The 24,028-nt window shown below is 67.1% G+C and carries 36 protein-coding genes; 34 read left to right on the top strand and 2 right to left on the bottom strand.

Annotation, left to right across the window (positions count from 1 at the left end; genetic code table 11):
- Positions 1-91: 91 nt before the first annotated feature.
- The 31 genes from ACTJJ4_RS09395 (at position 92) to rplQ (ending at position 17,684) form a co-directional block, all read left to right on the top strand.
- Entirely contained in the window at positions 92-304 is a 213-nt protein-coding gene (locus tag ACTJJ4_RS09395; protein ID WP_285637108.1) for a hypothetical protein, read from the top strand.
- Between the two features lie 773 nt (positions 305-1,077).
- Complete coding sequence (gene rpsJ, locus ACTJJ4_RS09400) at positions 1,078-1,386, top strand: 30S ribosomal protein S10 (RefSeq protein ID WP_193596815.1); 309 nt, start codon at positions 1,078-1,080, stop codon at positions 1,384-1,386.
- A gap of 8 nt (positions 1,387-1,394) precedes the next feature.
- Positions 1,395-2,054, top strand: a complete 660-nt coding sequence (gene rplC / locus ACTJJ4_RS09405; protein WP_285637105.1) for a 50S ribosomal protein L3 — start codon at positions 1,395-1,397, stop codon at positions 2,052-2,054.
- 2 nt (positions 2,055-2,056) lie between these two features.
- Positions 2,057-2,719 carry a 50S ribosomal protein L4 gene (gene rplD, locus ACTJJ4_RS09410; RefSeq protein WP_285637100.1) on the top strand — a complete coding sequence of 221 codons (663 nt, stop codon included), beginning with the start codon at positions 2,057-2,059 and terminating at the stop codon, positions 2,717-2,719.
- On the top strand, positions 2,716-3,036 hold the full coding sequence (gene rplW, locus ACTJJ4_RS09415; protein WP_285637097.1) for a 50S ribosomal protein L23: 321 nt from the start codon (positions 2,716-2,718) through the stop codon (positions 3,034-3,036). The genes rplD and rplW overlap by 4 nt, the downstream gene beginning before the upstream one ends.
- A gap of 20 nt (positions 3,037-3,056) precedes the next feature.
- Positions 3,057-3,896 carry a 50S ribosomal protein L2 gene (gene rplB / locus ACTJJ4_RS09420; protein ID WP_193596811.1) on the top strand — a complete coding sequence of 280 codons (840 nt, stop codon included), beginning with the start codon at positions 3,057-3,059 and terminating at the stop codon, positions 3,894-3,896.
- A gap of 12 nt (positions 3,897-3,908) precedes the next feature.
- Entirely contained in the window at positions 3,909-4,190 is a 282-nt protein-coding gene (rpsS, locus tag ACTJJ4_RS09425) for a 30S ribosomal protein S19 (protein WP_197220002.1), read from the top strand.
- The gene (gene rplV, locus ACTJJ4_RS09430; RefSeq protein ID WP_285637090.1) at positions 4,190-4,588 is read left to right on the top strand and encodes a 50S ribosomal protein L22; all 399 of its coding nucleotides are present in this window, start codon (positions 4,190-4,192) and stop codon (positions 4,586-4,588) included. The genes rpsS and rplV overlap by 1 nt, the downstream gene beginning before the upstream one ends.
- Positions 4,588-5,334: a 30S ribosomal protein S3 gene (gene rpsC / locus ACTJJ4_RS09435; protein ID WP_193596808.1), complete on the top strand. Its 747-nt coding sequence runs from the start codon at positions 4,588-4,590 to the stop codon at positions 5,332-5,334. The genes rplV and rpsC overlap by 1 nt, the downstream gene beginning before the upstream one ends.
- Positions 5,334-5,753, top strand: coding sequence for a 50S ribosomal protein L16 (gene rplP / locus ACTJJ4_RS09440; protein WP_179410064.1), 420 nt, complete (start codon positions 5,334-5,336; stop codon positions 5,751-5,753). Before rpsC ends, rplP begins: the two co-directional genes overlap by 1 nt.
- Positions 5,753-6,067 (top strand): 50S ribosomal protein L29, encoded by a 315-nt coding sequence (gene rpmC / locus ACTJJ4_RS09445; RefSeq protein ID WP_285637080.1) that lies wholly within the window; start codon positions 5,753-5,755, stop codon positions 6,065-6,067. Before rplP ends, rpmC begins: the two co-directional genes overlap by 1 nt.
- Positions 6,067-6,381 (top strand): 30S ribosomal protein S17, encoded by a 315-nt coding sequence (gene rpsQ / locus ACTJJ4_RS09450; protein WP_440943080.1) that lies wholly within the window; start codon positions 6,067-6,069, stop codon positions 6,379-6,381. Before rpmC ends, rpsQ begins: the two co-directional genes overlap by 1 nt.
- On the top strand, positions 6,378-6,746 hold the full coding sequence (gene rplN / locus ACTJJ4_RS09455) for a 50S ribosomal protein L14 (RefSeq protein ID WP_028496524.1): 369 nt from the start codon (positions 6,378-6,380) through the stop codon (positions 6,744-6,746). Before rpsQ ends, rplN begins: the two co-directional genes overlap by 4 nt.
- A gap of 2 nt (positions 6,747-6,748) precedes the next feature.
- The gene (rplX, locus tag ACTJJ4_RS09460; RefSeq protein WP_285637070.1) at positions 6,749-7,108 is read left to right on the top strand and encodes a 50S ribosomal protein L24; all 360 of its coding nucleotides are present in this window, start codon (positions 6,749-6,751) and stop codon (positions 7,106-7,108) included.
- Complete coding sequence (gene rplE / locus ACTJJ4_RS09465; protein ID WP_292704464.1) at positions 7,108-7,698, top strand: 50S ribosomal protein L5; 591 nt, start codon at positions 7,108-7,110, stop codon at positions 7,696-7,698. Before rplX ends, rplE begins: the two co-directional genes overlap by 1 nt.
- A gap of 145 nt (positions 7,699-7,843) precedes the next feature.
- Complete coding sequence (gene rpsH / locus ACTJJ4_RS09470) at positions 7,844-8,242, top strand: 30S ribosomal protein S8 (RefSeq protein WP_285637066.1); 399 nt, start codon at positions 7,844-7,846, stop codon at positions 8,240-8,242.
- Between the two features lie 6 nt (positions 8,243-8,248).
- Entirely contained in the window at positions 8,249-8,785 is a 537-nt protein-coding gene (gene rplF, locus ACTJJ4_RS09475; RefSeq protein ID WP_285637064.1) for a 50S ribosomal protein L6, read from the top strand.
- Positions 8,786-8,787: 2 nt separating this feature from the next.
- Positions 8,788-9,147 carry a 50S ribosomal protein L18 gene (rplR, locus tag ACTJJ4_RS09480; RefSeq protein ID WP_285637062.1) on the top strand — a complete coding sequence of 120 codons (360 nt, stop codon included), beginning with the start codon at positions 8,788-8,790 and terminating at the stop codon, positions 9,145-9,147.
- Entirely contained in the window at positions 9,144-9,839 is a 696-nt protein-coding gene (gene rpsE, locus ACTJJ4_RS09485; RefSeq protein ID WP_440943081.1) for a 30S ribosomal protein S5, read from the top strand. Before rplR ends, rpsE begins: the two co-directional genes overlap by 4 nt.
- Positions 9,839-10,024: a 50S ribosomal protein L30 gene (gene rpmD, locus ACTJJ4_RS09490; RefSeq protein WP_071640253.1), complete on the top strand. Its 186-nt coding sequence runs from the start codon at positions 9,839-9,841 to the stop codon at positions 10,022-10,024. Before rpsE ends, rpmD begins: the two co-directional genes overlap by 1 nt.
- On the top strand, positions 10,024-10,614 hold the full coding sequence (gene rplO / locus ACTJJ4_RS09495; protein ID WP_285637057.1) for a 50S ribosomal protein L15: 591 nt from the start codon (positions 10,024-10,026) through the stop codon (positions 10,612-10,614). Before rpmD ends, rplO begins: the two co-directional genes overlap by 1 nt.
- A gap of 113 nt (positions 10,615-10,727) precedes the next feature.
- Positions 10,728-12,050: a preprotein translocase subunit SecY gene (gene secY, locus ACTJJ4_RS09500; RefSeq protein WP_440943082.1), complete on the top strand. Its 1,323-nt coding sequence runs from the start codon at positions 10,728-10,730 to the stop codon at positions 12,048-12,050.
- Positions 12,047-12,643 carry an adenylate kinase gene (locus ACTJJ4_RS09505; protein WP_292704480.1) on the top strand — a complete coding sequence of 199 codons (597 nt, stop codon included), beginning with the start codon at positions 12,047-12,049 and terminating at the stop codon, positions 12,641-12,643. The genes secY and ACTJJ4_RS09505 overlap by 4 nt, the downstream gene beginning before the upstream one ends.
- A gap of 17 nt (positions 12,644-12,660) precedes the next feature.
- Complete coding sequence (gene map / locus ACTJJ4_RS09510; protein WP_440943260.1) at positions 12,661-13,509, top strand: type I methionyl aminopeptidase; 849 nt, start codon at positions 12,661-12,663, stop codon at positions 13,507-13,509.
- 110 nt (positions 13,510-13,619) lie between these two features.
- Positions 13,620-14,297 carry a DsbA family protein gene (locus ACTJJ4_RS09515; protein ID WP_440943083.1) on the top strand — a complete coding sequence of 226 codons (678 nt, stop codon included), beginning with the start codon at positions 13,620-13,622 and terminating at the stop codon, positions 14,295-14,297.
- A 175-nt stretch (positions 14,298-14,472) separates the two neighbouring features.
- Entirely contained in the window at positions 14,473-14,694 is a 222-nt protein-coding gene (infA, locus tag ACTJJ4_RS09520; RefSeq protein ID WP_005050493.1) for a translation initiation factor IF-1, read from the top strand.
- 65 nt (positions 14,695-14,759) lie between these two features.
- Entirely contained in the window at positions 14,760-14,876 is a 117-nt protein-coding gene (rpmJ, locus tag ACTJJ4_RS09525) for a 50S ribosomal protein L36 (RefSeq protein WP_071644008.1), read from the top strand.
- A 179-nt stretch (positions 14,877-15,055) separates the two neighbouring features.
- The gene (gene rpsM / locus ACTJJ4_RS09530; RefSeq protein WP_193596792.1) at positions 15,056-15,430 is read left to right on the top strand and encodes a 30S ribosomal protein S13; all 375 of its coding nucleotides are present in this window, start codon (positions 15,056-15,058) and stop codon (positions 15,428-15,430) included.
- Between the two features lie 30 nt (positions 15,431-15,460).
- Positions 15,461-15,859: a 30S ribosomal protein S11 gene (rpsK, locus tag ACTJJ4_RS09535; RefSeq protein WP_071644012.1), complete on the top strand. Its 399-nt coding sequence runs from the start codon at positions 15,461-15,463 to the stop codon at positions 15,857-15,859.
- Positions 15,860-15,990: 131 nt separating this feature from the next.
- Positions 15,991-16,980 carry a DNA-directed RNA polymerase subunit alpha gene (locus ACTJJ4_RS09540; RefSeq protein WP_285637003.1) on the top strand — a complete coding sequence of 330 codons (990 nt, stop codon included), beginning with the start codon at positions 15,991-15,993 and terminating at the stop codon, positions 16,978-16,980.
- A gap of 35 nt (positions 16,981-17,015) precedes the next feature.
- Positions 17,016-17,684: a 50S ribosomal protein L17, sunset domain variant gene (gene rplQ, locus ACTJJ4_RS09545; protein WP_285637001.1), complete on the top strand. Its 669-nt coding sequence runs from the start codon at positions 17,016-17,018 to the stop codon at positions 17,682-17,684.
- Positions 17,685-17,797: 113 nt separating this feature from the next.
- Here the strand turns inward: rplQ and ACTJJ4_RS09550 are convergent, their stop codons facing one another.
- Together ACTJJ4_RS09550 and ACTJJ4_RS09555 are read right to left on the bottom strand one after the other, a co-directional pair.
- Positions 17,798-19,378 (bottom strand): AMP-binding protein, encoded by a 1,581-nt coding sequence (locus ACTJJ4_RS09550; protein WP_440943084.1) that lies wholly within the window; start codon positions 19,376-19,378, stop codon positions 17,798-17,800.
- 53 nt (positions 19,379-19,431) lie between these two features.
- Positions 19,432-20,676, bottom strand: a complete 1,245-nt coding sequence (locus ACTJJ4_RS09555; RefSeq protein ID WP_440943085.1) for a PAS domain-containing protein — start codon at positions 20,674-20,676, stop codon at positions 19,432-19,434.
- A gap of 206 nt (positions 20,677-20,882) precedes the next feature.
- Between ACTJJ4_RS09555 and ACTJJ4_RS09560 the strand changes: the two genes are divergently transcribed.
- The 3 genes from ACTJJ4_RS09560 to ACTJJ4_RS09570 are packed head-to-tail and all read left to right on the top strand — an operon-like array spanning position 20,883 to position 24,011.
- Positions 20,883-21,917 (top strand): Bug family tripartite tricarboxylate transporter substrate binding protein, encoded by a 1,035-nt coding sequence (locus ACTJJ4_RS09560; RefSeq protein ID WP_440943086.1) that lies wholly within the window; start codon positions 20,883-20,885, stop codon positions 21,915-21,917.
- A gap of 1 nt (position 21,918) precedes the next feature.
- Positions 21,919-22,464: a tripartite tricarboxylate transporter TctB family protein gene (locus ACTJJ4_RS09565; RefSeq protein ID WP_440943087.1), complete on the top strand. Its 546-nt coding sequence runs from the start codon at positions 21,919-21,921 to the stop codon at positions 22,462-22,464.
- On the top strand, positions 22,464-24,011 hold the full coding sequence (locus ACTJJ4_RS09570; protein WP_440943088.1) for a tripartite tricarboxylate transporter permease: 1,548 nt from the start codon (positions 22,464-22,466) through the stop codon (positions 24,009-24,011). Before ACTJJ4_RS09565 ends, ACTJJ4_RS09570 begins: the two co-directional genes overlap by 1 nt.
- The last annotated feature ends 17 nt before the right edge of the window (positions 24,012-24,028 follow it).

The following is a 24,028-nucleotide window of genomic DNA, read 5'->3' on the forward strand; positions in this document are numbered from 1 at the left end:
GGGACGATCCCGGCTCTTGTCGGAGCCGCGTGCATCGCGTAGAACTGTACGTGGCGCAGAGAACTGCGCGAAGCGACAGGGGGAGGAACCCATGGGCATCGAGGATCTCGTCAACCAGGGCAAGGAACTGTTCGAGCAGAACAAGGAGAAGGTCGAGGAGCTGCTGCACAGCGAGCAGGCCGAGGGCATCAGCGACAAGCTCCTCGACGGAGCGGCTGACCTCGCCAAGAAGGTCGCCCCGGGTGCCGCCGAGCAGATCGACGGCGTCCGCGACAACGTCGACGGAGCCGTCGGCAACGAGTAACAGCACTCGCCGGATCCAGGAGGGCGACGCGCCGAGAGGCGCGTCGCCCTCTGCTATGTCGCGCAAGCGGATTCTCCTCTAGACTGTGAGCGCCGCCTGGGGATCTGTGCGGCGAAGGATGCCGTGGGGGCACGGCATCCGAATGACTGGGGATTCATCATGGGGAACGCCGTGCCGCGCACGTGGGTCGACCACGGATGCATCGCCATGTCTGCGCGACCGTCCGGTCGCGCACCTGAGCGAGGCGACCGGCATCCCTTCTCGTCGGCACCTCCTGCCCGGTGCGTCCCCTCCCACCGGGCCTCCCATAGCGCTGGGCGGAGCATGGGGATGCTCCGCCCAGCGTCTTGAGCCGCACCTCGCAGACGCCCGGGAAGACGCGGAATCGGAGCGCGACACGCCCGGGTTTGCAGTAGGCGAATCGGTCATGGCAGAATAGACAGGTTCCACATTCCTGCGCTCTTCGCGATGCGCGGGATCACTGCCACGAAAGTGCATAGGCGGCGCGCTCATCACGAGCATGCGCAGGGTTCTAGGCCGCGGGCAGCAGAACACACAATCCGACACCTCCTCACAGGGGTCCTGGTGTGCCTGCATGGCAGGAAGTCGGATGCCGCGCGTTCCGGCGCGCGGAATGACAGCAGAACAGTGGTGCGCAGAGAGGCTCTTCGGAGCCGATCGAGTGCCGAGGCGTGAACAGCGCCGAGGTGCGTCCAATGCCCCAGGGTCACCCGGCCCCGGTCGGTAAGACGCTTATAGAGAGAGAGCAGACAATGGCGGGACAGAAGATCCGCATTCGCCTGAAGTCGTATGACCACGAGGTCATCGACACGTCGGCCCGCAAGATCGTCGACACCGTGACCCGTGCGGGCGCGACTGTCGTCGGCCCGGTGCCGCTTCCCACGGAGAAGAACGTGATCGCCGTGATCCGTTCCCCCCACAAGTACAAGGACAGCCGCGAGCACTTCGAGATGCGCACCCACAAGCGTCTGATCGACATCGTCGACCCGACGCCCAAGGCTGTCGACTCGCTGATGCGTCTCGACCTTCCGGCCGATGTCAACATCGAGATCAAGCTCTGAGGTTCGACATGGCTGACATCAACGCAAAGATCTCCAAGGGCATGCTCGGCACCAAGCTCGGCATGACCCAGGTGTGGAACGAGAACGGCAAGCTCGTTCCCGTCACCGTCATCGAGCTGGCCCCGAACGTGGTCACCCAGATCCGTACCCCCGAGAAGGACGGCTACAACGCCGTTCAGATCGCCTACGGTCAGATCGACCCCCGCAAGGTCAACAAGCCGCTCACCGCTCACTTCGAGGCCGCCGGCGTCACGCCGCGTCGCCACGTCACCGAGATCCGCACCGCGGATGCCGCTGACTACGCGCTCGGCCAGGAGCTGACCGTGGACGGCACCTTCGAGGCCGGCCAGCTGGTCGACGTCGTGGGCACCAGCAAGGGCAAGGGCACCGCGGGTGTCATGAAGCGCCACAACTTCAAGGGCGTCTCGGCATCGCACGGTGCGCACCGCAACCACCGCAAGCCCGGCTCGATCGGCGCCTCGTCGACCCCGAGCCGCGTGTTCAAGGGCATGCGCATGGCCGGCCGTATGGGTGGCGAGCGCGTGACCGTCCTCAACCTCACGGTGCACGCCGTCGACGTCGAGAAGGGTCTGCTGCTCGTCAAGGGCGCCGTCCCCGGCGCACGTGGTCGCATCGTCTTCGTCCGCAACGCAGTGAAGGGTGCCTGATCATGGCTGACTCGACTCTCGCGCTCGACGTCATCGCAGTCGACGGCAAGAAGGCCGGCTCCATCGAGCTGCCCGCCGCCATCTTCGACGTCAAGACCAACGTCCCGCTGATCCACCAGGTCGTCGTCGCGCAGCTCGCTGCCGCACGCCAGGGCACCCACTCGACCAAGCGTCGCGGTGAGGTCTCCGGTGCAGGCCGCAAGCCCTTCAAGCAGAAGGGCACGGGTAACGCCCGTCAGGGCTCCATCCGCGCGCCGCACATGACCGGTGGTGGCATCGTCCACGGTCCGAAGCCGCGCGACTACTCGCAGCGCACCCCCAAGAAGATGATCGCCGCCGCCCTGCTGGGCGCGCTCAGCGACCGCTTCCGCGGTGAGCGCCTGCACGCTGTCGAGGCCTTCGTCGCCGACGCCACGCCTTCGACCAAGACCGCTGCGGGCCTGCTCGCCGCCGTCGCCGGTCCGAAGAACGTGCTCGTCGTCATCGAGCGCAGCGACGAGCTGACCGTGAAGAGCGTCCGGAACCTTCCGAACGTGCACGTGCTCAGCTTCGACCAGCTGAACGCCTACGACGTGGTCGTCTCCGACGACATCGTCTTCACCAAGGCCGCCCTCGAGGCCTTCATCGCCTCGAAGACCGGCGCAACCGAGGAGGTCTCGGCATGACTGAGCAGAACATCCTCGCAACGGCCCTGAACAAGGACCCGCGCGACATCATCCTGGGCCCGGTCGTCTCCGAGAAGAGCTACGGTCTGATCGACGAGGGCAAGTACACCTTCCTGGTGGACCCCCGCGCCTCGAAGACCGAGATCAAGCTCGCCATCGAGAAGATCTTCGGTGTCAAGGTGGCTTCGGTCAACACGATCAACCGCGTCGGCAAGGCCCGCCGCACCCGTTTCGGCACCGGTAAGCGCAAGGACACCAAGCGCGCCATCGTCGCGCTGAAGTCGGGTTCCATCGACATCTTCACGGCAGTCGGCTGACCGGGGGATAAGGACAGATAATGGCTATTCGCAAGTACAAGCCCACGACCCCGGGTCGCCGCGGTTCGTCGGTGGCCGACTTCGCCGAGATCACCCGATCGACGCCGGAGAAGTCGCTGCTGCGTCCGCTCTCGAAGACCGGTGGTCGCAACAACCAGGGCCGCATCACGACCCGTCACATCGGTGGTGGCCACAAGCGCCAGTACCGCGTCATCGACTTCCGTCGCAATGACAAGGACGGCATCGACGCCAAGGTCGCTCACATCGAGTACGACCCCAACCGCACCGCGCGCATCGCGCTGCTGCACTACTTCGACGGCGAGAAGCGCTACATCCTCGCGCCGAACAAGCTGAAGCAGGGCGACATCGTCGAGTCCGGTGCCGGCGCCGACATCAAGCCCGGCAACAACCTGCCGCTGAAGAACATCCCCACCGGTACCGTGATCCACGCGATCGAGCTGCGTCCCGGCGGCGGTGCGAAGATGGCGCGTTCGGCCGGCGCCTCGGTGCGTCTGGTCGCGAAGGACGGCCCCTACGCTCAGCTGCGTCTGCCCTCGGGCGAGATCCGCAACGTCGATGCGCGCTGCCGCGCGACCATCGGCGAGGTCGGCAACGCCGAGCAGTCGAACATCAACTGGGGCAAGGCCGGCCGCAAGCGCTGGAAGGGCGTCCGCCCGACCGTCCGCGGTGTCGCGATGAACCCGGTCGACCACCCGCACGGTGGTGGTGAGGGCAAGACGTCCGGTGGACGTCACCCCGTCTCCCCGTGGGGCCAGGCCGAGGGTCGTACCCGTCACGCCAACAAGGAATCCGACAAGTACATCGTGCGTCGCCGTAACGCCGGCAAGAAGCGCAAGTAGGAGTAGAGGAAGATGCCACGCAGTCTTAAGAAGGGCCCCTTCGTCGACGAGCACCTGCTTCGCAAGGTGGTCGGTCAGAACGAGGCCGGTTCCAAGAACGTCATCAAGACCTGGTCCCGCCGGTCGATGATCATCCCGGCCATGCTGGGTCACACGATCGCCGTCCACGACGGTCGCAAGCACATCCCCGTGTTCGTGACCGAGACCATGGTCGGCCACAAGCTGGGCGAGTTCGCGCCCACCCGCACCTTCCGCGGCCACGAGAAGGACGACAAGAAGGGGCGGCGCCGCTAATGGTCGACTCCATCGCACGCGTGAAGCACATCCGCGTGACCCCGCAGAAGGCTCGTCGTGTCGTCGCCCTCATCAAGGGCAAGCAGGCGCAGGAAGCACTGGCCATCCTCAAGTTCGCCCCGCAGGGCGCAAGCGAGCCGATCTACAAGCTCGTGCACGCTGCGATCGCGAACGCACAGGTCAAGGCAGATCGCGACGGCGAGTACCTGGACGAGCAGGACCTGTACGTGAAGAACGCGTACGTCGACGAGGGCACGACGCTCAAGCGTTTCCAGCCCCGCGCTCAGGGTCGCGCTTTCCAGATCAAGAAGCGCACGAGCCACATCACGGTCGTGCTGGCCACCCCCGAGGTCGCTGACGCGGCTCCGGCGGCCAAGACGAAGAAGGCGAGCAAGTAATGGGCCAGAAAGTCAACCCGTACGGCTTCCGCCTCGGCATCACCACGGACCACGTGTCTCGTTGGTTCTCGGACTCGACGAAGCCCGGCCAGCGTTACGCCGACTACGTCGCCGAGGACATCAAGATCCGTCGCCTGCTGCAGACGCAGCTCGACCGCGCCGGCGTCTCGGGCATCGAGATCGAGCGCACCCGCGACCGCGTGCGTGTGGACATCCACACCGCACGTCCGGGCATCGTCATCGGCCGCCGCGGCGCCGAGGCGGAGCGCATCCGCGGTGACCTCGAGAAGCTCACCGGCAAGCAGATCCAGCTGAACATCCTCGAGGTCAAGAACCCCGAGGCCGACGCTCAGCTCGTCGCGCAGGGCATCGCCGAGCAGCTGTCTGCTCGCGTGGCGTTCCGTCGTGCGATGCGCAAGGGTCTGCAGGGCGCGCAGCGCGCCGGCGCCAAGGGCATCCGCATCCAGGTCTCCGGCCGCCTCGGCGGCGCGGAGATGAGCCGCTCCGAGTTCTACCGCGAGGGTCGTGTGCCGCTGCACACGCTGCGCGCGAACATCGACTACGGCTTCTACGAGGCCAAGACCACCTTCGGCCGCATCGGCGTGAAGGTCTGGATCTACAAGGGCGACCTCACCAACAAGGAACTCGCACGCGAGCAGGCCAACATGAAGCCGCAGCGCGAGCGTGGCGACCGTCGTCGCGCGCCTCGCAACGAGGCGCCTGTCGCAGAAGGAGCGTCGGCATAATGCTCATCCCTCGCAAGGTCAAGTACCGCAAGCAGCACCACCCGAAGCGTTCGGGCCAGGCGACCGGCGGCACGAAGGTCTCCTTCGGCGAGTTCGGCATCCAGGCTCTGACTCCCGCTTACGTGACCAACCGTCAGATCGAGTCCGCTCGTATCGCCATGACGCGTCACATCAAGCGCGGTGGAAAGGTGTGGATCAACATCTACCCCGACCGTCCCCTCACCAAGAAGCCTGCCGAGACCCGCATGGGTTCCGGTAAGGGTTCCCCCGAGTGGTGGGTCGCCAACGTCAAGCCGGGCCGTGTCCTCTTCGAGGTCGCGGGCGTGAACGAGGAGCTCGCACGCGAAGCCCTCACCCGGGCCATTCACAAGCTGCCGCTCAAGGCACGCATCATCAAGCGCGAGGAGGGCGACGCGTAATGGCGATCGGCACCAAGGAGCTCGCACCTGCCGAGCTCGACACGTTCGAAGACCAGCGCCTCGTCGAGGAGCTGCGCAAGGCCAAGGAGGAGCTGTTCAACCTCCGTTTCCAGTCGGCCACCGGCCAGCTGGAGAGCCACGGCCGCATCCGCGCCGTCAAGCGCGACATCGCGCGCCTGTACACCGTGATCCGCGAGCGCGAGCTGGGCATCCGTGCGACGCCCGCTCCGGTCGAGGCTCCGGCCAAGAAGGCGTCCAAGGCGAAGGCGAAGAAGGCCGAAGAGGCCGACGCGCCGAAGGAGGAGGCCGAGTAATGGCTGAGAAGAAGGCTGCTGAGGCCGTCGAGCACGCCGCGCACGATGTGCGCGAGGCCGGCGCCCGTGGTTACCGCAAGGCCCGTCGTGGCTACGTGGTCAGCGACAAGATGGACAAGACCATCGTGGTCGAGGTCGAGGACCGCGTGAAGCACCCGCTTTACGGCAAGGTCATCCGCCAGACCTCGAAGGTCAAGGCCCACGACGAGACCAACAGCGCCGGCATCGGCGACCTGGTCCTCATCAACGAGACCCGCCCGCTGAGCGCCACCAAGCGCTGGCGTCTGGTGGAGATCCTGGAGAAGGCAAAGTGATTCAGACCGAGTCCCGCCTCAAGGTCGCCGACAACACCGGCGCGAAGGAGCTGCTCACCATCCGTGTTCTCGGCGGTTCCAGCCGTCGTTACGCGGGCCTGGGCGACACCATCGTCGCGACGGTCAAGGACGCGATCCCCGGTGGAAACGTCAAGAAGGGCGATGTGGTCAAGGCCGTCATCGTCCGCACCGTCAAGTCCACGCGCCGTCCCGACGGCTCGTACATCAAGTTCGACGAGAACGCCGCCGTGATCCTGAAGAACGACGGGGAGCCCCGCGGCACCCGTATCTTCGGACCGGTCGGTCGTGAGCTTCGCGACAAGAAGTTCATGAAGATCGTCTCGCTCGCCCCGGAGGTCATCTGATCATGGCGAACATCAAGAAGGGCGACCTGGTTCAGGTCATCACCGGTCGCAAGCAGGACAAGGGCGGCGACCGCGGCAAGCAGGGCAAGGTCCTCGAGGTCCTCGTCGAGCAGAACCGCGTCGTGGTGGAGGGCGTGAACTACGTCACCAAGCACACCCGTGTCGGCCAGACCCAGCGCGGCACCAAGACGGGTGGGATCGAGACCGTCGAGGCCCCGATCCACATCTCCAACGTCGCCGTCGTGGACCCCTCGACCAAGCAGCCGACCCGCGTCGGCCACCGGGTCGAGGAGCAGGTCAAGGACGGCGTGAAGCGCACGGTCCGCGTGCGCTACGCGAAGAAGTCAGGTAAGGACCTCTGATGGCAGCGACTGAGGCTGCGGAGGCTGTCAAGGTGCAGCCCCGCCTGAAGGCCAAGTACAACACCGAGATCAAGAAGGCTCTGCAGGAGCAGTTCGGCTACGCCAACGTCATGCAGATCCCCGGCCTGGTCAAGGTGGTCGTCAACACCGGTGTCGGCGAGGCGGCTCGCGACAGCAAGGTGATCGATGGTGCGGTCGAGGACCTCACCCGGATCACCGGTCAGAAGCCCATCGTCACCAAGGCTCGCAAGTCGATCGCGCAGTTCAAGCTGCGCGAGGGCCAGGCCATCGGCGCGCACGTCACCCTCCGCGGTGACCGCGCGTGGGAGTTCCTGGACCGCCTGGTGAACCTCGCTCTGCCCCGCATCCGCGACTTCCGCGGTCTGTCGGGTGAGCAGTTCGACGGCAACGGCAACTACACCTTCGGTCTCCAGGAGCAGAGCGTGTTCCACGAGATCGATCAGGACAAGATCGACCGCGTCCGCGGTTTCGACATCACCGTGGTCACCACGGCCAAGACGGACGACGAGGGTCGCGCGCTGCTGAAGGCGCTCGGCTTCCCGTTCAAGTCGGCCGACGCCGCGGCGTAAGCGGAGAGGTGGGGAGGGGTGCTGAACGGCATCCCTCCCCACGTCCCGTACAATTGAAGATTGTGTGTCCGCTCGGACACTGTGCTCATAGCAGGCCGTCTGTCGTGTAACGGCAGCCGGAACCTCATGAACGAAGGAAATCACCATGACAATGACAGACCCGGTCGCAGACATGCTGACCCGTCTGCGCAACGCGAACTCGGCGCACCACGACTCCGTGACCATGCCGTCGAGCAAGCTCAAGACGAACATCGCCGAGATCCTCCAGAAGGAGGGCTACATCGCCGGCTTCGAGGTGACCGACGCCCGCGTCGGCAGCAGCCTCACCCTGTCGCTCAAGTACGGTCCCAACCGTGAGCGCTCCATCGCCGGCATCAAGCGCGTGTCGAAGCCCGGTCTCCGCGTCTACGCGAAGTCGACCGAGCTGCCCAAGGTCCTCGGCGGCCTGGGTGTTGCCATCCTGTCCACCTCCTCCGGTCTCCTCACGGACCGTCAGGCAGAGCAGAAGGGCGTGGGCGGAGAAGTTCTCGCCTACGTGTGGTGATCTGACATGTCTCGTATCGGACGACTTCCCATCGAGATCCCCGCGGGCGTGACCGTTTCGGTCGACGGCCGTGAGGTCGCGGTGAAGGGCCCCAAGGGTGAGCTCACCCTCACGGTCGCCTCTCCCATCCAGGTCGAGGTGCAGGAGAACCAGGTTCTGGTCACCCGCCCCGACGACGAGCGCGCGTCCCGGTCGCTTCACGGCCTGACCCGCACGCTCATCAGCAACGACATCATCGGCGTGACCCAGGGCTACACCAAGGGCCTCGAGGTCGTCGGCACCGGTTACCGCGTGCAGCAGAAGGGCAACTCGGTCGAGTTCGCCCTCGGCTTCTCGCACCCGGTCCTGATCGACCCGCCCGCCGGCATCACCCTGACGGTCGAGGGCACGAACAAGCTGACCGTCAGCGGGATCAGCAAGCAGGCTGTCGGCGAGGCAGCTGCGAACATCCGCAAGATCCGCAAGCCCGAGCCGTACAAGGGCAAGGGCGTGCGTTACGCCGGCGAGGTCGTGCGTCGCAAGGCCGGAAAGGCTGGTAAGTAACCATGGCTGTCAAGTCCAAGTCCGCCGCCCGCGCGCGTCGTCACCTGCGTCTTCGCAAGAAGATCGTCGGCACCGACGTCCGCCCGCGTCTGGTCGTCAACCGCTCCGCGCGCCACGTGTTCGTGCAGCTCGTCGACGACAGCAAGGGCCACACCGTGGCATCCGCTTCCACGCTCGAGACCGACCTGCGCTCCTTCGACGGTGACAAGACCGCCAAGGCCCGCAAGGTGGGCGAGCTGCTCGCCGAGCGCGCCAAGGCAGCCGGCTTCACCGAGGCTGTGTTCGACCGCGGCGGCAACCGCTACGCCGGTCGTGTCGCGGCCATCGCCGATGGCGCCCGTGAAGGGGGGCTGGCACTGTGAGTGACAACAAGGAGAACGAAGTGACCACCGAGCAGCCTGCTGCCGAGGGCCAGGCCCAGAGCGAGCCGCAGCGCGAGCAGCGCGACGGCCGTCGTGGAGGCCGCGACCGCGGTCAGAGCCGCGACCGCAACTCGCGCGACCGTGGCGACAACCAGTTCCTGGAGCGCGTCGTCACCATCAACCGCGTCTCGAAGGTCGTGAAGGGTGGTCGTCGCTTCAGCTTCACCGCTCTCGTGGTCGTCGGTGACGGCAACGGTCTGGTGGGCGTCGGCTACGGCAAGGCCCGCGAGGTCCCCCTGGCGATCTCGAAGGGTGTCGAAGAGGCCAAGCGCAACTTCTTCCGCGTCCCGCGCGTCGGCTCGACCATCCCGCACCCCGTGCAGGGTGAGGCCGCTGCCGGTGTGGTGCTGCTGCGTCCGGCCGCTGCCGGTACCGGTGTCATCGCCGGTGGTCCGGTCCGCGCCGTGCTCGAGTGCGCCGGTATCCACGACGTCCTGTCGAAGTCCCTCGGTTCGTCGAACACGATCAACATCGTGCACGCGACCGTCGAGGCTCTGCAGTCGCTCGAGGAGCCCCGTGCCGTCGTGGCTCGCCGTGGTCTCGAGTACGACGCCGTCGTGCCGCAGATCATCATCCGCAACGAGGCGAAGGCCGCTGCTGCCGCCGCCGCCGCGCAGAAGGTAGGTGCCTGATGGCCGAGCGCCTCAAGGTCACGCAGATCAAGTCCAAGGTGAGCGAGAAGCAGAACCAGCGCGACACGCTGCGTTCGCTGGGTCTCAAGCGGATCGGCGACTCTGTCGTCCGTCCCGACGACGCCCAGACCCGCGGTTACGTCCGCGCCGTCGCTCACCTCGTCAAGGTTGAGGAGATCGACTAATGGCTGAGAAGAACGAAGCCGTCGAGGAGAAGGCGCCCAAGGCCGCTCCGAAGAAGGCCGCCGCCAAGCCGGCTGCTGCCAAGGCCGCTCCGGCCAAGGCCGCTGCCAAGAAGGCACCGGCCAAGAAGGACGCCGAGGCCGAGGTCTCGCGTCCCGCCGTCCTGAAGGTCCACCACCTGCGTCCGGTCCCCGGCGCCAACACCCCGAAGACCCGTGTGGGTCGCGGTGAGGGCTCCAAGGGCAAGACCGCCGGTCGCGGCACCAAGGGCACCAAGGCCCGCAACACCGTGCGGGTCGGCTTCGAGGGTGGGCAGATGCCGCTGCACATGCGCACCCCGAAGCTGCGCGGGTTCAAGAACCCGTTCCGCGTCGAGTACCAGGTCGTGAACCTGGCCAAGCTCGCGGAGCTGTACCCGAAGGGTGGCGACGTCACCGTCAGCGACCTGGTCGCCAAGGGCGCCGTGCGCAAGAACGAGAAGGTCAAGGTCCTCGGCGACGGCGACATCTCGGTCAAGCTCACCGTGTCGGTCGACAAGGTGTCCGGCAGCGCCGAGCAGAAGATCGTCGCCGCCGGCGGTTCGGTCAACTGAGCATTCAGCTGTGAACGCTGGGAGGGGTCGGAGATTCTCCGGCCCCTCCTGTGCGTTACCCTGGACTTTCGGCCGTCCTTCGACGTTCGGCAATCCCTTCAGGAGGAACGCCCTTGTTTAGCGCCATCGCGCGAATCTTCCGCACGCCCGATCTGCGTGCGAAGATCCTTTTCACCATCGGCATCATCGCCCTGTACCGCATGGGCTCGAATGTGCCGGCTCCGTTCGTTCACTTCCCGAACGTCGAGCAGTGCCTCGCCGCCAGCGCCGGCACCGAGGGACTCCTCGGGCTGGTCAACCTCTTCTCCGGCGGCGCGCTGCTGAAGCTCTCGATCTTCGCGCTGGGCGTCATGCCGTACATCACCGCGACGATCATCGTGCAGCTGCTGCGCGTGGTCATCCCGCACTTCGAGACCCTCCACCAGGAGGGCCAGGCGGGCCAGACCAAGCTCACCCAGTACACCCGGTACCTCACGATCGCACTCGCACTGCTGCAGTCCGCGACCCTGGTCACCGTGACCCGCAGCGGGCAGCTCTTCGGCCAGGCCGGAGACGCAGCCTGCCAGAAGCTGCTCACGAACGACGTGTGGTGGGCGCAGATGCTCATCATCATCGCCCTGACCGCAGGCACCGGCCTGATCATGTGGATGGCCGAGCTGGTCACCGAGAAGGGCATCGGCAACGGCATGTCCGTGCTGATCTTCACCTCGATCGCCGCGACCTTCCCGAGCTCGATGTGGGCCATCGCCGAGGCCAAGGGCTTCGAGACCTTCCTGCTCGTCCTCGTGGTCGGCCTGGTCGTGATGACGCTGGTGGTGTTCGTCGAGCAGTCGCAGCGTCGCGTCCCGGTGCAGTACGCCAAGCGGATGGTGGGCCGCCGCACCTACGGCGGCACGAACACCTACATCCCGATCAAGGTGAACATGGCGGGTGTGATCCCGATCATCTTCGCCTCGTCGCTGCTGTACCTGCCGATGCTGATCGCGCAGTTCAACACCCCGACCGACGGCAGCGAGCCGGCCGCGTGGGTGACCTGGATCATGACGTACCTCGTATCGGGCGATCAGCCGCTGTACATGCTCATCTACTTCCTGCTGATCATCGCCTTCACCTACTTCTACGTGGCCATCACCTTCAACCCGGTCGAGGTCGCGGACAACATGAAGAAGTACGGCGGATTCATCCCCGGCATCCGCGCCGGTCGTCCCACGGCGGAGTACCTGGACTACGTGATCACCCGCATCACGTTCCCCGGCTCCCTGTACCTCGGCATCGTCGCGCTGATCCCGCTCATCGCGCTGGCCACCGTGCAGGCGAACCAGAACTTCCCGTTCGGCGGCGCGTCGATCCTGATCATCGTCGGTGTCGGACTGGAGACCGTGAAGCAGATCGACGCGCAGCTGCAGCAGCGCCATTACGAAGGGCTCCTCCGATGACGACATCCGCACGACTCCTGATCGTCGGCCCGCAGGGCTCGGGCAAGGGCACGCAGGGCGTCCGCGTCGCCGAGGCGCTGAACATCCCGGTGGTGTCCACGGGCGACATCTTCCGCGCCAACATCAAGGCCGGCACGGAGCTCGGGCAGCAGGTCACCGCGATCCTCGAGGCCGGCGACCTGGTCCCCGACGAGCTGACCAGCGAGATCGTGCGCGACCGCCTGTCGCAGGAGGATGCGGCCGACGGGTTCCTGCTCGACGGATACCCGCGCAACACGACGCAGGTGGCTCACCTGGACGCGTTCCTGGCGGAGTCGGATGCTGCACTCGCCGCCGTCATCCTGCTCGACGTCCCGCGCGAGGAGAGCCTCACCCGCCTGCGCCTGCGTGCGGTGGAGCAGGGCCGCTCGGATGACACCGACGAGGCGATCGCGCACCGCCTGGACATCTACGAGCATGAGACGGCTCCGATCATCTCGGTGTACGAGCAGCGCGGCATCGTCGATCGCATCGACGGCGTGGGCTCGCTCGACGAGATCACCGCGCGGATCTCCGCGGCGCTCAGCGCCCGCGGCATCGGCCAGCTCGTCTGAGCCGCGTCCGCATGACGATGTTCCGCAAGTCGATTTACAAGACCCCGGCGCAGCTGCGCTCGATGGTCGAGCCCGGCCTGATCACGGCCGCCGCACTGGAGGCCGTGCGCCCGCTGGTGCGCGCCGGCGTCAGCACGGCCGAGCTGGATGCGGTCGCCGACCGTCTGATCGCCGACCGCGGCGCGGAGTCGAACTTCAAGCTGGTGCGGGGCTACCGGCACACGACCTGCATCTCGGTCAACGAGCAGGTCGTGCACGGCATCCCCGGTGAGCTGGTGCTGCAGCCCGGCGACATCGTCTCCGTCGACTGCGGCGCGCAGTACCAGGGGTGGAACGGCGACAGCGCCGTGACGTTCGTGGTGCCCGATCCCGGTCGGCCGGAGCTCGTCGAGCGTCGGGAGGAGCTCTCCCGTGTCACCGAGGGATCCATGTGGGCCGGCATCGCTGCCATGGCATCCGCCTCGCACATCGGTGAGATCGGCGCAGCCATCCAGGAGTATATCGAGGCCCAGGGTCCTTCTGCGGTGTCGGGGGAGACCTACGGCATCCTGCGCGAGTACGTGGGCCACGGCATCGGACGCAAGATGCACGAGTCCCCGAGCGTGTTCAACTACCGCACGCCCGACGCCGGCGCCGAGATCCGTCCGGGTCTCGTGCTGGCCATCGAGCCGATGGTCACCGCCGGCGGCGAGGAGACGTTCGTCGAGGACGACGACTGGACCGTGTCCACGATCGACGGCTCCGACGGCTCGCACTGGGAGCACAGCGTCGCCAGGCACGAGAGCGGCATCTGGGTGCTGACGGCGCCCGACGGCGGCGCCGCAGGCCTCGCTCCGTTCGGCGTCACCCCCGTCCCGATCCCGTAGCGCCGCCTCCGGGCGCGGCGCGGCCGTTCCCTGACCTCCATCACAGGGGAGGCATAGCGTGGGCACGGCACAATAGGGTGTCAACTTCTCTGCAGAAAGATCGGACTGTCATGGCCCAGGCACAGAGCAAGCCCAACTGGTTCGTCATCGGCATCTCAGCCGCTGTCGTCGTCGTGCTGATCGCACTCGGCGCGGTCGTGGTGTGGATGAACAACCGTGCGACGGATGCCGGGCCCGCGCCCAAGGGGGCGATCATCAACTCCGACACCGGCGCGATCACGTTCGGCAAGGGCGACAAGGTCATCGACACCTACATCGATCTGATGTGCCCCGCCTGCAACGCCTTCGAGCAGACCTTCTCCGAGCAGCTGACGACTCTTGCCGGCGAGGACAAGATCACGCTGAACGTGCACCCGATCGCGATCCTGGACCGGTTCTCCGCCGGCACGAACTACTCATCGCGCGCCGCGGCAGCCGTCTACGCGGTCGCCGAGACCGCCCCGGACAAGACTCTCGAGTTCATCAAGCTCCTGTACGCGAACCAGCCCAAGGAGAACTCGACCGGCCTGACTGACGAGCAGCTCACGGCATACGCCAAGCAGGTGGGCGCCGACAAGGCCGGCGCGATCATCGCGGACGGCAAGTACCTCAAGTACGGCGTCGCACAGGCCCAGGCTCACAACATCCAGGGGACACCCACGATCGAGCTCGATGGCAAGACCGTCGAGGGGCAGTCGCTGCAGGAGATGTTCACGAAGGTCGACGCCTGGATCAAGACCATCAAGTGACCGACGCCTGATCTGCACATCCCGCACGCCCGTCCCCGCATTTGCCGGAGGCGGGCGTGTCGGCTAGTATTGATCCTTGGTGCCTTGCGCCTTGTTCCGGCGTGTCCGGATGAGGCCCACCAACCATCACCCATCCACCGCAGATCGACCGATCTGCAGAAGCGTCAGCGAGGCTATGGCTAAGAAAGACGGTGTCATCGAGATCGAGGGCGTTGTATCCGAGGCTCTGCCCAACGCGATGTTCCGCGTTGAGCTCACCAACGGACACAAGGTTCTGGCGACGATCTCCGGAAAGATGCGGCAGAACTACATCCGCATCATCCCCGAGGACCGCGTGGTCGTGGAGCTCTCGCCCTACGACCTGACCCGCGGCCGCATCGTCTACCGCTACCGCTGATCGGTCGAGAAGTAACACCCCGGGCGCTCGCGCCCGCACGGTGAAGACAGCGAACAGGAAACATCATGAAGGTCAACCCCAGCGTCAAGCCCATCTGCGACCACTGCCGCGTGATCCGTCGTCACGGTCGCGTCATGGTGATCTGCAAGAGCAACCCGCGCCACAAGCAGCGCCAGGGCTGAGCAGGGGTCGGATCGGATGCCCCGGCATCCGGCCCGGCAGCTGAACAACTCAATATCGAACAACAGGCAGCATCGGATGCCTCGGCTCGCCCCTGCGGGGCGACGGAGGCGGACACCCCGGGACGGAGGCCCGGGAACGGATGCTGCTCCACACCTCCACAACACTCCAGGAGAACCGCATGGCACGTCTTGCCGGCGTTGACATCCCGCGCGACAAGCGCGTGGTGATCGCCCTCACCTACATCTACGGCATCGGCCGTACCCGCTCCGTCGAGATCCTCAAGGCGACCGAGATCGACGAGTCGATCCGCGTCAAGGACCTCACCGACGACCAGCTCGTGGCCCTCCGCGACCACATCGAAGGCAACTACAAGGTGGAGGGTGACCTGCGCCGCGAGGTCGCCGCAGACATCCGCCGCAAGGTCGAGATCGGCTCCTACGAGGGCCTCCGCCACCGTCGTGGCCTCCCGGTCCGCGGTCAGCGCACCAAGACCAACGCCCGTACCCGCAAGGGCCCGAAGCGCACCGTCGCCGGCAAGAAGAAGGCCCGCTAAGCGGCGGCCAGGGATTAGGAGAACACTTTCATGGCTGCACCCAAGGCCGCCGCGCGCAAGCCGCGCCGCAAGGAGAAGAAGAACATCGCGCTGGGCCAGGCCCACATCAAGTCGACGTTCAACAACACCATCGTCTCGATCACCGACCCGTCCGGCGCTGTCATCAGCTGGGCCTCGTCGGGTGGCGTGGGCTTCAAGGGCTCCCGCAAGTCGACCCCGTACGCCGCAGGCATGGCAGCCGAGTCCGCTGCCCGCCAGGCTGCGGAGCACGGCGTCAAGAAGGTCGACGTCTTCGTGAAGGGTCCGGGTTCGGGCCGCGAGACCGCGATCCGCTCGCTGCAGGCCGCCGGCCTCGAGGTGGGGTCCATCCAGGACGTCACCCCGCAGGCGCACAACGGCTGCCGTCCGCCGAAGCGTCGCCGCGTCTGATCTCGCATGACTGCTGCCCTGCTGGGGCCCTTCCGGGCCCCGCAGGGCACAGTCGCCCGCAGATTTCCATAACTCAAGACCTCACCAAAACACATGTCATATAGCGGGCATGTGATCGAAAGGAACACATAGTGCTCATCGCACAGCGTCCCACTCTCACCGAGGAAAAGATCTCCGAGAACCGCAGCCGGTTCGTCATCGAGCCGCTGGAGCCCGGTTTCGGATACACGATCGGCAACGCGCTGCGCCGCAGCCTGCTCTCGTCGATCCCCGGCGCATCGGTCACCACCATTCGCATCGACGGCGTGCTGCACGAGTTCAGCACGATCCCCGGTGTGAAGGAGGACGTCACCGAGATCATCCTCAACATCAAGCAGCTGGTCGTCTCCAGCGAGCGCGACGAGCCCATCACCGCGTACCTGCGCAAGACGGGCGCCGGCGAGGTCACCGCGGCCGACATCTCCGCTCCGGCGGGTGTCGAGGTGCACAACCCCGACCTGGTCATCGCGACGCTCAACGACACCGCTCGCTTCGAGCTCGAGCTCACCATCGAGCGCGGCCGCGGCTACGTGTCCGCCTCGCAGAACCGCAACGAGTACGCCGAGGCCGGTCAGATCCCGGTCGACTCGATCTACTCGCCGGTCCTGAAGGTCGCGTACCGCGTCGACGCCACGCGTGCCGGTGAGCGCACCGACTTCGACAAGCTCGTCCTCGACGTCGAGACGAAGTCGGCGATCAGCCCCCGCGACGCCGTCGCTTCGGCAGCCAAGACCCTCACCGAGCTGTTCGGTCTCGCCCGCGAGCTGAACGTCGAGGCCGAGGGCATCGAGATCGGCCCCGCGCCGGTCGAGGCTGTCCTCTCCAGCGAGCTCTCCATGCCGATCGAGGACCTCGATCTGTCGGTGCGCTCGTACAACTGCCTCAAGCGCGAGGGCATCAACACCGTTTCGGAGCTGGTCGCCCTTTCCGAGACGCAGCTGATGAACATCCGCAATTTCGGTCAGAAGTCGGTCGACGAGGTGCGCGACAAGCTCGTCTCGCTCGGTCTGTCGCTGAAGGATTCGGTGCCCGGTTTCGACGGCGCCCACTTCTACAGCGGCAACGAAGACGAGTCCTTCTGATACCCGACCTCTTTCCGACCAGGAGTTAGACGATTATGCCCAAGCCCACCAAGGGTCCCCGCCTCGGAGGCGGCCCCGCACACGAGCGCCTTCTTCTCGCGAACCTCGCGGCAGCGCTCTTCACCCACAAGTCGATCAAGACGACCGAGACCAAGGCGAAGCGCCTGCGTCCGCTGGCTGAGCGCCTCATCACGCTCGGCAAGCGCGGCGACCTGCACGCCCGCCGTCGCGCGCTGACCGTGCTGCGTTCCAACAAGGACGCCGCGCACATCCTCTTCAACGAGATCGCGCCGCTCGTCGCCGAGCGTGAGGGCGGCTACACCCGCATCACCAAGGTCGGCAACCGCAAGGGCGACAACGCGCCCATGGCCGTGATCGAGCTCGTCCTCGAGCCCGTCACCCCGAAGAAGAAGGCCGCTGCGAAGCCGGCCGCCAAGGCCGCCCCGAAGGCCGAGAAGGTCGAGGAGGCTCCCGCTGAGGAGACCGCCGCTCCGGCCGCTCTCGTCGACGGCGGCTTCGGCGAGGACTCCGCCGCTCCTCTCGAGGACGGCTCGGCTCCCGAGGGCTTCGACATCAAGGGCAACAAGGACTCCATGAAGTTCCACCAGCCCGGTGGCCAGTGGTACGACGCGACCGTCGCAGAGGTGTGGTTCCGCACCGCTGAGGCCGCCGAGGCCGCAGGCTTCGTCGAGGCCGGCAAGTAAGCCGCAACGCACGCTGAAAGAGCCCGTCACCTTCCGAGGTGGCGGGCTCTTTCGCGTCCGGATGCCCGGTCCTGGGACGCTTCGACGTGCTCAGCGCCCCAGGACCGGGCCGTTCAGGCCCGGGCTCGCAGGTCCTTGCGCAGGATCTTGCCGGAGCTGGACTTCGGGATGACGTCGATGAACTCCACCATCCGCACCTTCTCGTGCGGGGCGACGTGCGCCGCGACGAACTCCATCACGTCCTCGGCGGACAGGTCGGCGTCAGCCTGACGCACGACGTACGCCTTCGGCACCTCCTGGCCGTCGGCATCGTTCGCGCCGATCACCGCGGCATCCGCGATCTGCGGATGCTCCAGCAGCACCGCTTCGAGCACGGCCGGTGCGACCTGATAGCCCTTGTACTTGATGAGCTCCTTGAGCCTGTCGACGATGCGGAAGATCCCGTCGGCGGTCACGGTGGCGATGTCGCCGGTGTGCAGCCAGCCATCGGCATCCAGCATCTCGGCCGTGGCGTCCGGACGGTTCAGGTAGCCCGCCATCACCTGCGGGCCGCGCACCCACAGCTCACCGGGGGCGCTCGCGCCGGATGCCGGCGGCTCGACGTCCGCACCCGTGTCCGGGTCGACGAGCCGGGCCTCGGTGTTCGGGACCAGCGGACCGATCGAGGAGGGATCGATGTCGGTGCGGCCGGCGGGCACGATGTTCACCGCCGGGCTGGTCTCGGTCATGCCGTACCCCTGCACCACACGGCAGTGCAGCCGGTCGGACACCGCCGACGCGAGCGCGCCGTCCAGGGGCGCCGCGCCGGAGAAGATCACCTTGACCGACGACAGGTCGTACTGGTCGACGATCGGATGCTTGGCCAGGGCGACCGCGATCGGGGGTGCCACGAACACCCAGGTGGTGCGGTGCTCGGCGATGATGCGCAGGAACTCCGGCAGGTCGAACTTCGGCATGGTGACCAGGCCCGCGCGCTGACGCAGTGCGAAGTTGAGCAGCACCGTCATGCCGTAGATGTGGAAGAACGGCAGCACCGCCAGCAGCCGGTCGGACGAGTCGACGCTGATCACCGGCGGCTGGCACTGCGCCACGTTGGCGACCAGGTTCCGGTGGGTGAGCATCACGCCCTTCGGGCGCCCGGTGGTGCCGGACGAGTAGGGGAGGACCGCGAGGTGCGTGGCCGGATCGAACGACACGTCGGGTGCGGCATGCCCCTCGCCCAGCAGATCGCGCAGGCTCGGGTGTCCCTCCGCCCCGTCGAGCACGATGACGTGGTCGTCGGCGAAGCCGACGCGCGCCGCCGCCTCCTTCGCGCCGGCGAGCAGCGGCGACACCGTCACGAGCCACTCCGCCTCGGCATCCCGGAGCTGGTTCTCGATCTCGTCGGCGGTGTACAGCGAGTTCAGCGTGGTGGCCGTCGCGCCCGCCCGCAGGATGCCGTGGAACACCGTCGCGAACGCCGGGACGTTGGGGCAGAGCACGGCCACCTTGGTGCCGACGCCGGCGCCGCGGGCCGCAAGCGCACCCGCGAAGAGGTCGATCTGGCCGATGAGCTGACGATAGGTCGTCTCGGCACCGCTGGGCCCGTCGACGATGGCGACGCGGTCGAGCGTGGCCTCGTCCAGGTCTCCGAAGAGGTAGTCGTAGATCGAGATCGCGGGGATCTCGACGTCAGGGTAGGTGCTGCGGAACATGGGATCCCCTTTGATCGACGTGCGGCGTCAGGCACACCGCCCCGTTATGGGAGTCAGTCTCGCACAATCTGAGACACAGTCCCAAGGATTCCGACCGGCTCGTTCGCACGGTAGCGCGTTCCCGGTCTGCCCTTGGTGGAGTAGTCCAGGGAGCGCAGCGCGCGCCCCGTGCTGGCCAGGTGCTCCAGGTAGCGTCGCGCGCTCACGCGCGAGATCGACAGCACCTCGCCGAGCTCGGCGGCGGAGGCGTCCGGATGCTGCGCGAGCGCGGCGGACACCCGCTCGAGCGTCTCCGCGCTCAGCCCCTTGGGCAGGCTCGCGCGCTGCCGGAACGCGATGATGGCGTCCGCCGCCTCCACCCGGCGCACCACGTCGTGCAGCTCGGTGTGGTCGCGCAGCAGCAGGGTGGCCTCCACGGCGGCGTCGTCGACGCGCGCTCCGGTGCTGCGCGCCACGAGCACGCTGCTGCCCACGATGACCGGCCGTCCGGCATCCTCGCCGTCGTGCAGCACGGCCATGAGCTCGTCGCCGAGCACGTCGGCGGCGGGGGAGCCGGTCAGCGTCTCTGCGTCCGTTCCGAGCAGGCGGGCGGCGGCGTCGTTCGCCAGGGTCACGACCCCGTCCGCGTCGACCGTGATCACGCCCTCGCTGAGGCCGTGCAGCGTGGTCTCCTGATTGCGCACGAGCGCCGTGATCTGATGGGGTTCCAGCAGATGGATGCGGCGGCGGATCACCGCCGTCACCCAGGCGGAGCCGAACACCCCGAGGATCACCGCGCCGAGCATGGCGCCGATGATCCAGAACAGGTAGACCGCGAACTCGCCGTCGCCCTGGGACTCCAGGATGCCCACCGAGACCGTCCCGATGACCTTCGAGTCGTCCGAGAAGATCGGCACCTTGACCCGCCACGACGGCCCCAGCGTGCCGGTCTGCGTGCCCATGTAGATCTTCCCGGACAGCGGCACGGACGGATCCGTGGAGACCCTCTGGCCGATGAGCGCCTCGTTCGGATGCGAATAGCGGATGCCGTCGGCGTTCGCCACGACCACGTACGTGAGGTCCGAGGCGCGCCGGATGGCCTCGGCGAGCGGCTGGATGGTCGCCGACGGGTCCTCGTCGTCGAAGGCGGCGCGGATGAGCGGCATGGAGGCGATGGACTGCGCCACTGCGAGCATCCGGTCCTCGTACGCGTCGCGCACGGTGTGCGCCTGGATGATGCCCGCCGTCACCCCCGCGATGAGCGTGACGACTGCCACGATCAGGGCCTGCAGCAGGATCAGCTGCACACGCAGGGTCATCCTGCGTTCGCGCATCCTCTTCGATGCGTGCTTCATCCTCGAGGCCACGGATCCATTCTCCCCGCACATGCGCACGCCCGGAACCGCCTCCGGCCGGCATCCACGACCAATACTTTCGAAACGCGACCAATGGTTTCCGAAGCGATGGCGGCGCGGCCGCGATGCATAGCGTTGCGTCATTCCCTACACCGCTCAAGGAGGAGCGCATGAAGAATCAGCGCCTGAAGAAGTCCCGTCACGCGATCGTCGCGATCGCTGCCATCGCAGCCCTGGCACTCGCCGGATGCTCGGCGCAGAACGGCGGAGGCGACAAGACGGATGCCGGCGGAAAGGACGCCAAGTCCAGTTTCTCGAGCGTCTCGATCGTCGTCCCCGCCGACCCGGGCGGCGGCTGGGACCAGACCGGTCGCACGATGGCCAAGGTGCTCACCGAGGACAAGATCGTGAAGACCGCGCCGGTGACCAACGTCGGCGGCGCAGGTGGCACGATCGGCCTCGCGCAGCTGGCCACCGAGAAGGACCCCGCGACCCTGATGGTCAACGGCCTGGTCATGGTCGGCGCGATCGAGACCAACGCATCCAAGGTGCGCCTGGAGGACACCACCCCGATCGCCCGCCTCACCGACGAGCCCCTCGTGGTCGTCGTTCCGGCGGACTCCAAGTACAAGGACCTGAAGAGCCTGGTCGAGGACATCGTCGACAAGGGCCAGGCCATCACCGTCACCGGCGGCTCCGCCGGTGGCGCCGACCACATCCTCGCCGGGCTCCTGCTGGACGCTGCCGGGGTGAAGAGCGCCGACATCCCCGCCAAGCTGAACTACACGCCCAACGCGGGTGGTGGTGAGGCCGTCTCGCTGATCCTGGGCGGCAAGGTCGCCGCGGGCATCTCCGGCGTCGGCGAGTTCCAGCAGCACATCGAGGCGGGCAAGATGCGTGCGCTCGCCGTGTCCAGCGAGAAGCCCGTCGAGCAGCTGCCCGACGTTCCCACCATCACCGACGCCGGCTACGACGTGGTGCTCACCAACTGGCGCGGCGTGATCGCACCGGGTGGCATCTCCGACGCCGACCGCGCCGAGCTCGAGCGCATCGTCACCGAGATGCACGACTCCGAGGCGTGGAAGAAGGAGCTGGAGACCAAGGGATGGGCGGACGCCTTCCTCACCGGCTCCGACCTGGACGCGTTCGTGAAGCAGAACATCACCGACGTCACCGGCACCCTCAAGAACATCGGGCTGATCTGACATGTCCGCCCCGATCACCGGGGCGAACGGGCGGGCCGAGGAGACTCGGCCCGCCCCACGGGTTCCCATCGGAGAACTCGTCTTCGCCCTGCTCATGCTCGCCCTCGGCATCCTCGCCCTGGTCGGCGCCTTCAGCATCCACGTCCCCGTCGGCATCCAGGTGGGGCCCACCGTCTTCCCGATCGCCGTGTCGATCCTTCTCATCGGCTCTGCGGCCGCCGTGCTCATCGGCGTGCTGCGCGGTGAGCACGCGGAGGTCGAGGAGGGCGAGGACATCGATCCGGATGCCAGCACCGACTGGGTGACGCTCGCGAAGATCGTCGGAGCGATCGTCGTGCATCTGCTGCTCATCGAGCTCATCGGCTGGGCGCCCGCCGCAGCCGTCCTGTTCGGCATCGTCGCCTGGGCCCTCGGCGCCAAGCGCTGGTGGCTGGGCTTCGTCATCGGACTGGTCGTCGCACTCGTCGTGCAGGTCGTGTTCGGCGGGTTCCTCGGGCTCTCGCTGCCCTGGGGTCCTGCGTTCGGCTGGCTGGGAGGGATGTTCTGATGGACAGCTGGAGTCTGCTCCTGGAGGGCTTCGCCACGGCGCTGCAGCCCGAATACCTGATGTGGGCGTTCATCGGAGTCTTCATCGGCACGGCCGTCGGCGTGCTCCCCGGCATCGGCCCGGCCATGACCGTGGCGCTGCTGCTGCCGCTCACCTACACGCTCGACGCCACCGCGGCGATCATCACCTTCGCCGGCATCTACTACGGCGGCATGTACGGCGGATCGACCACGAGCATCCTGCTGAACACGCCGGGTGAATCCGCCTCGATAGTCACGGCCATCGAGGGCAACAAGATGGCCAAGCTCGGACGTGGCGCCGCCGCGCTGGCGACGGCGGCCATCGGCTCGTTCATCGCTGGCACCATCGCGACCGTCGGGCTGACGCTCCTCGCGCCGATCCTCGCCGACTTCGCCGTGTCGCTCGGCAACCCCGACAAGCTGGCGCTGATCGTGGTCGCGTTCGTCACGGTCGGCGCGCTGATGGGCAAGTCCGTGCCGCGCGGCGTGCTGTCGCTCGCGATCGGCCTGTTCATCGGACTGGTCGGCACCGACGCCCTCTCCGGACAGCAGCGCTACACGCTCGGCATCCCGGAGCTGAACCAGGGGATCAGCGTGGTGCTGGTCGCCGTGGGCCTGTTCGCCGTCGGGGAGACCCTGTACGTCGCCTCGCGGATGAGGCACGGCGGGGTCGACGTCATCCCGGTCACGAAGGGCTGGCGCAACTGGATGACCAAGGAGGACTGGCGCCGGTCCTGGAAGCCGTGGCTGCGCGGCACGGCGATCGGGTTCCCGATCGGCACGATCCCCGCGGGCGGCGCAGACGTCGCGACCTTCCTCTCCTACGCGGCCGAGCAGAAGCTCTCCAAGCACAAGGAGCAGTTCGGCCGCGGAGCGATCGAGGGCGTGGCGGGTCCGGAGGCGGCGAATAACGCCGCGGCCGCCGGCGTGCTCGTGCCCCTGCTGACGCTGGGCCTGCCGACCACGGCGACCGCCGCGATCATCCTGTTCGCGTTCCAGTCCTACGGCATCCAGCCGGGCCCACTGCTGTTCGCCAACCAGCCGGCGCTGGTGTGGGCGCTGGTGGCGAGCCTGTATCTCGGCAACGTCATCCTGATCGTGCTGAACCTGCCGCTGGTGGGCATGTGGGTCAAGCTGCTGCAGATCCCGCGGCCGTACCTGTACGCCGGCATCCTGATGTTCGCCGCCTTCGGCGCCTACGCGATCAAGTTCAACATCACCGACATCATCATCCTGCTGATCATCGGCGTGCTCGGCTACTTCATGCGGCGCTACGGCATCCCGGTGGCGCCGCTGGTGGTCGGCATGATCCTCGGCCCGATGGGCGAAGGCGAGCTGCGCAAGGCGCTGCAGCTGAGCCAGGGCGACCCGATGACGCTGATCACGAGCCCGTTCGCGGCGATCGCGTACGGCGTGCTGGTGGTGCTGATCCTCGGTGCGCTCTGGCTGCGCCGCAGGCAGACGCGCTACGAGCAGCACCTGACCGAGTCGATCGCGGTGCCGATCAAGGCCGACCAGGAGGTCTGAGCGGCGACCCGCGCCGC

Origin of the sequence: Microbacterium sp. 22195 (assembly GCF_052056515.1) — a bacterium.
Lineage (GTDB): Bacteria > Actinomycetota > Actinomycetes > Actinomycetales > Microbacteriaceae > Microbacterium.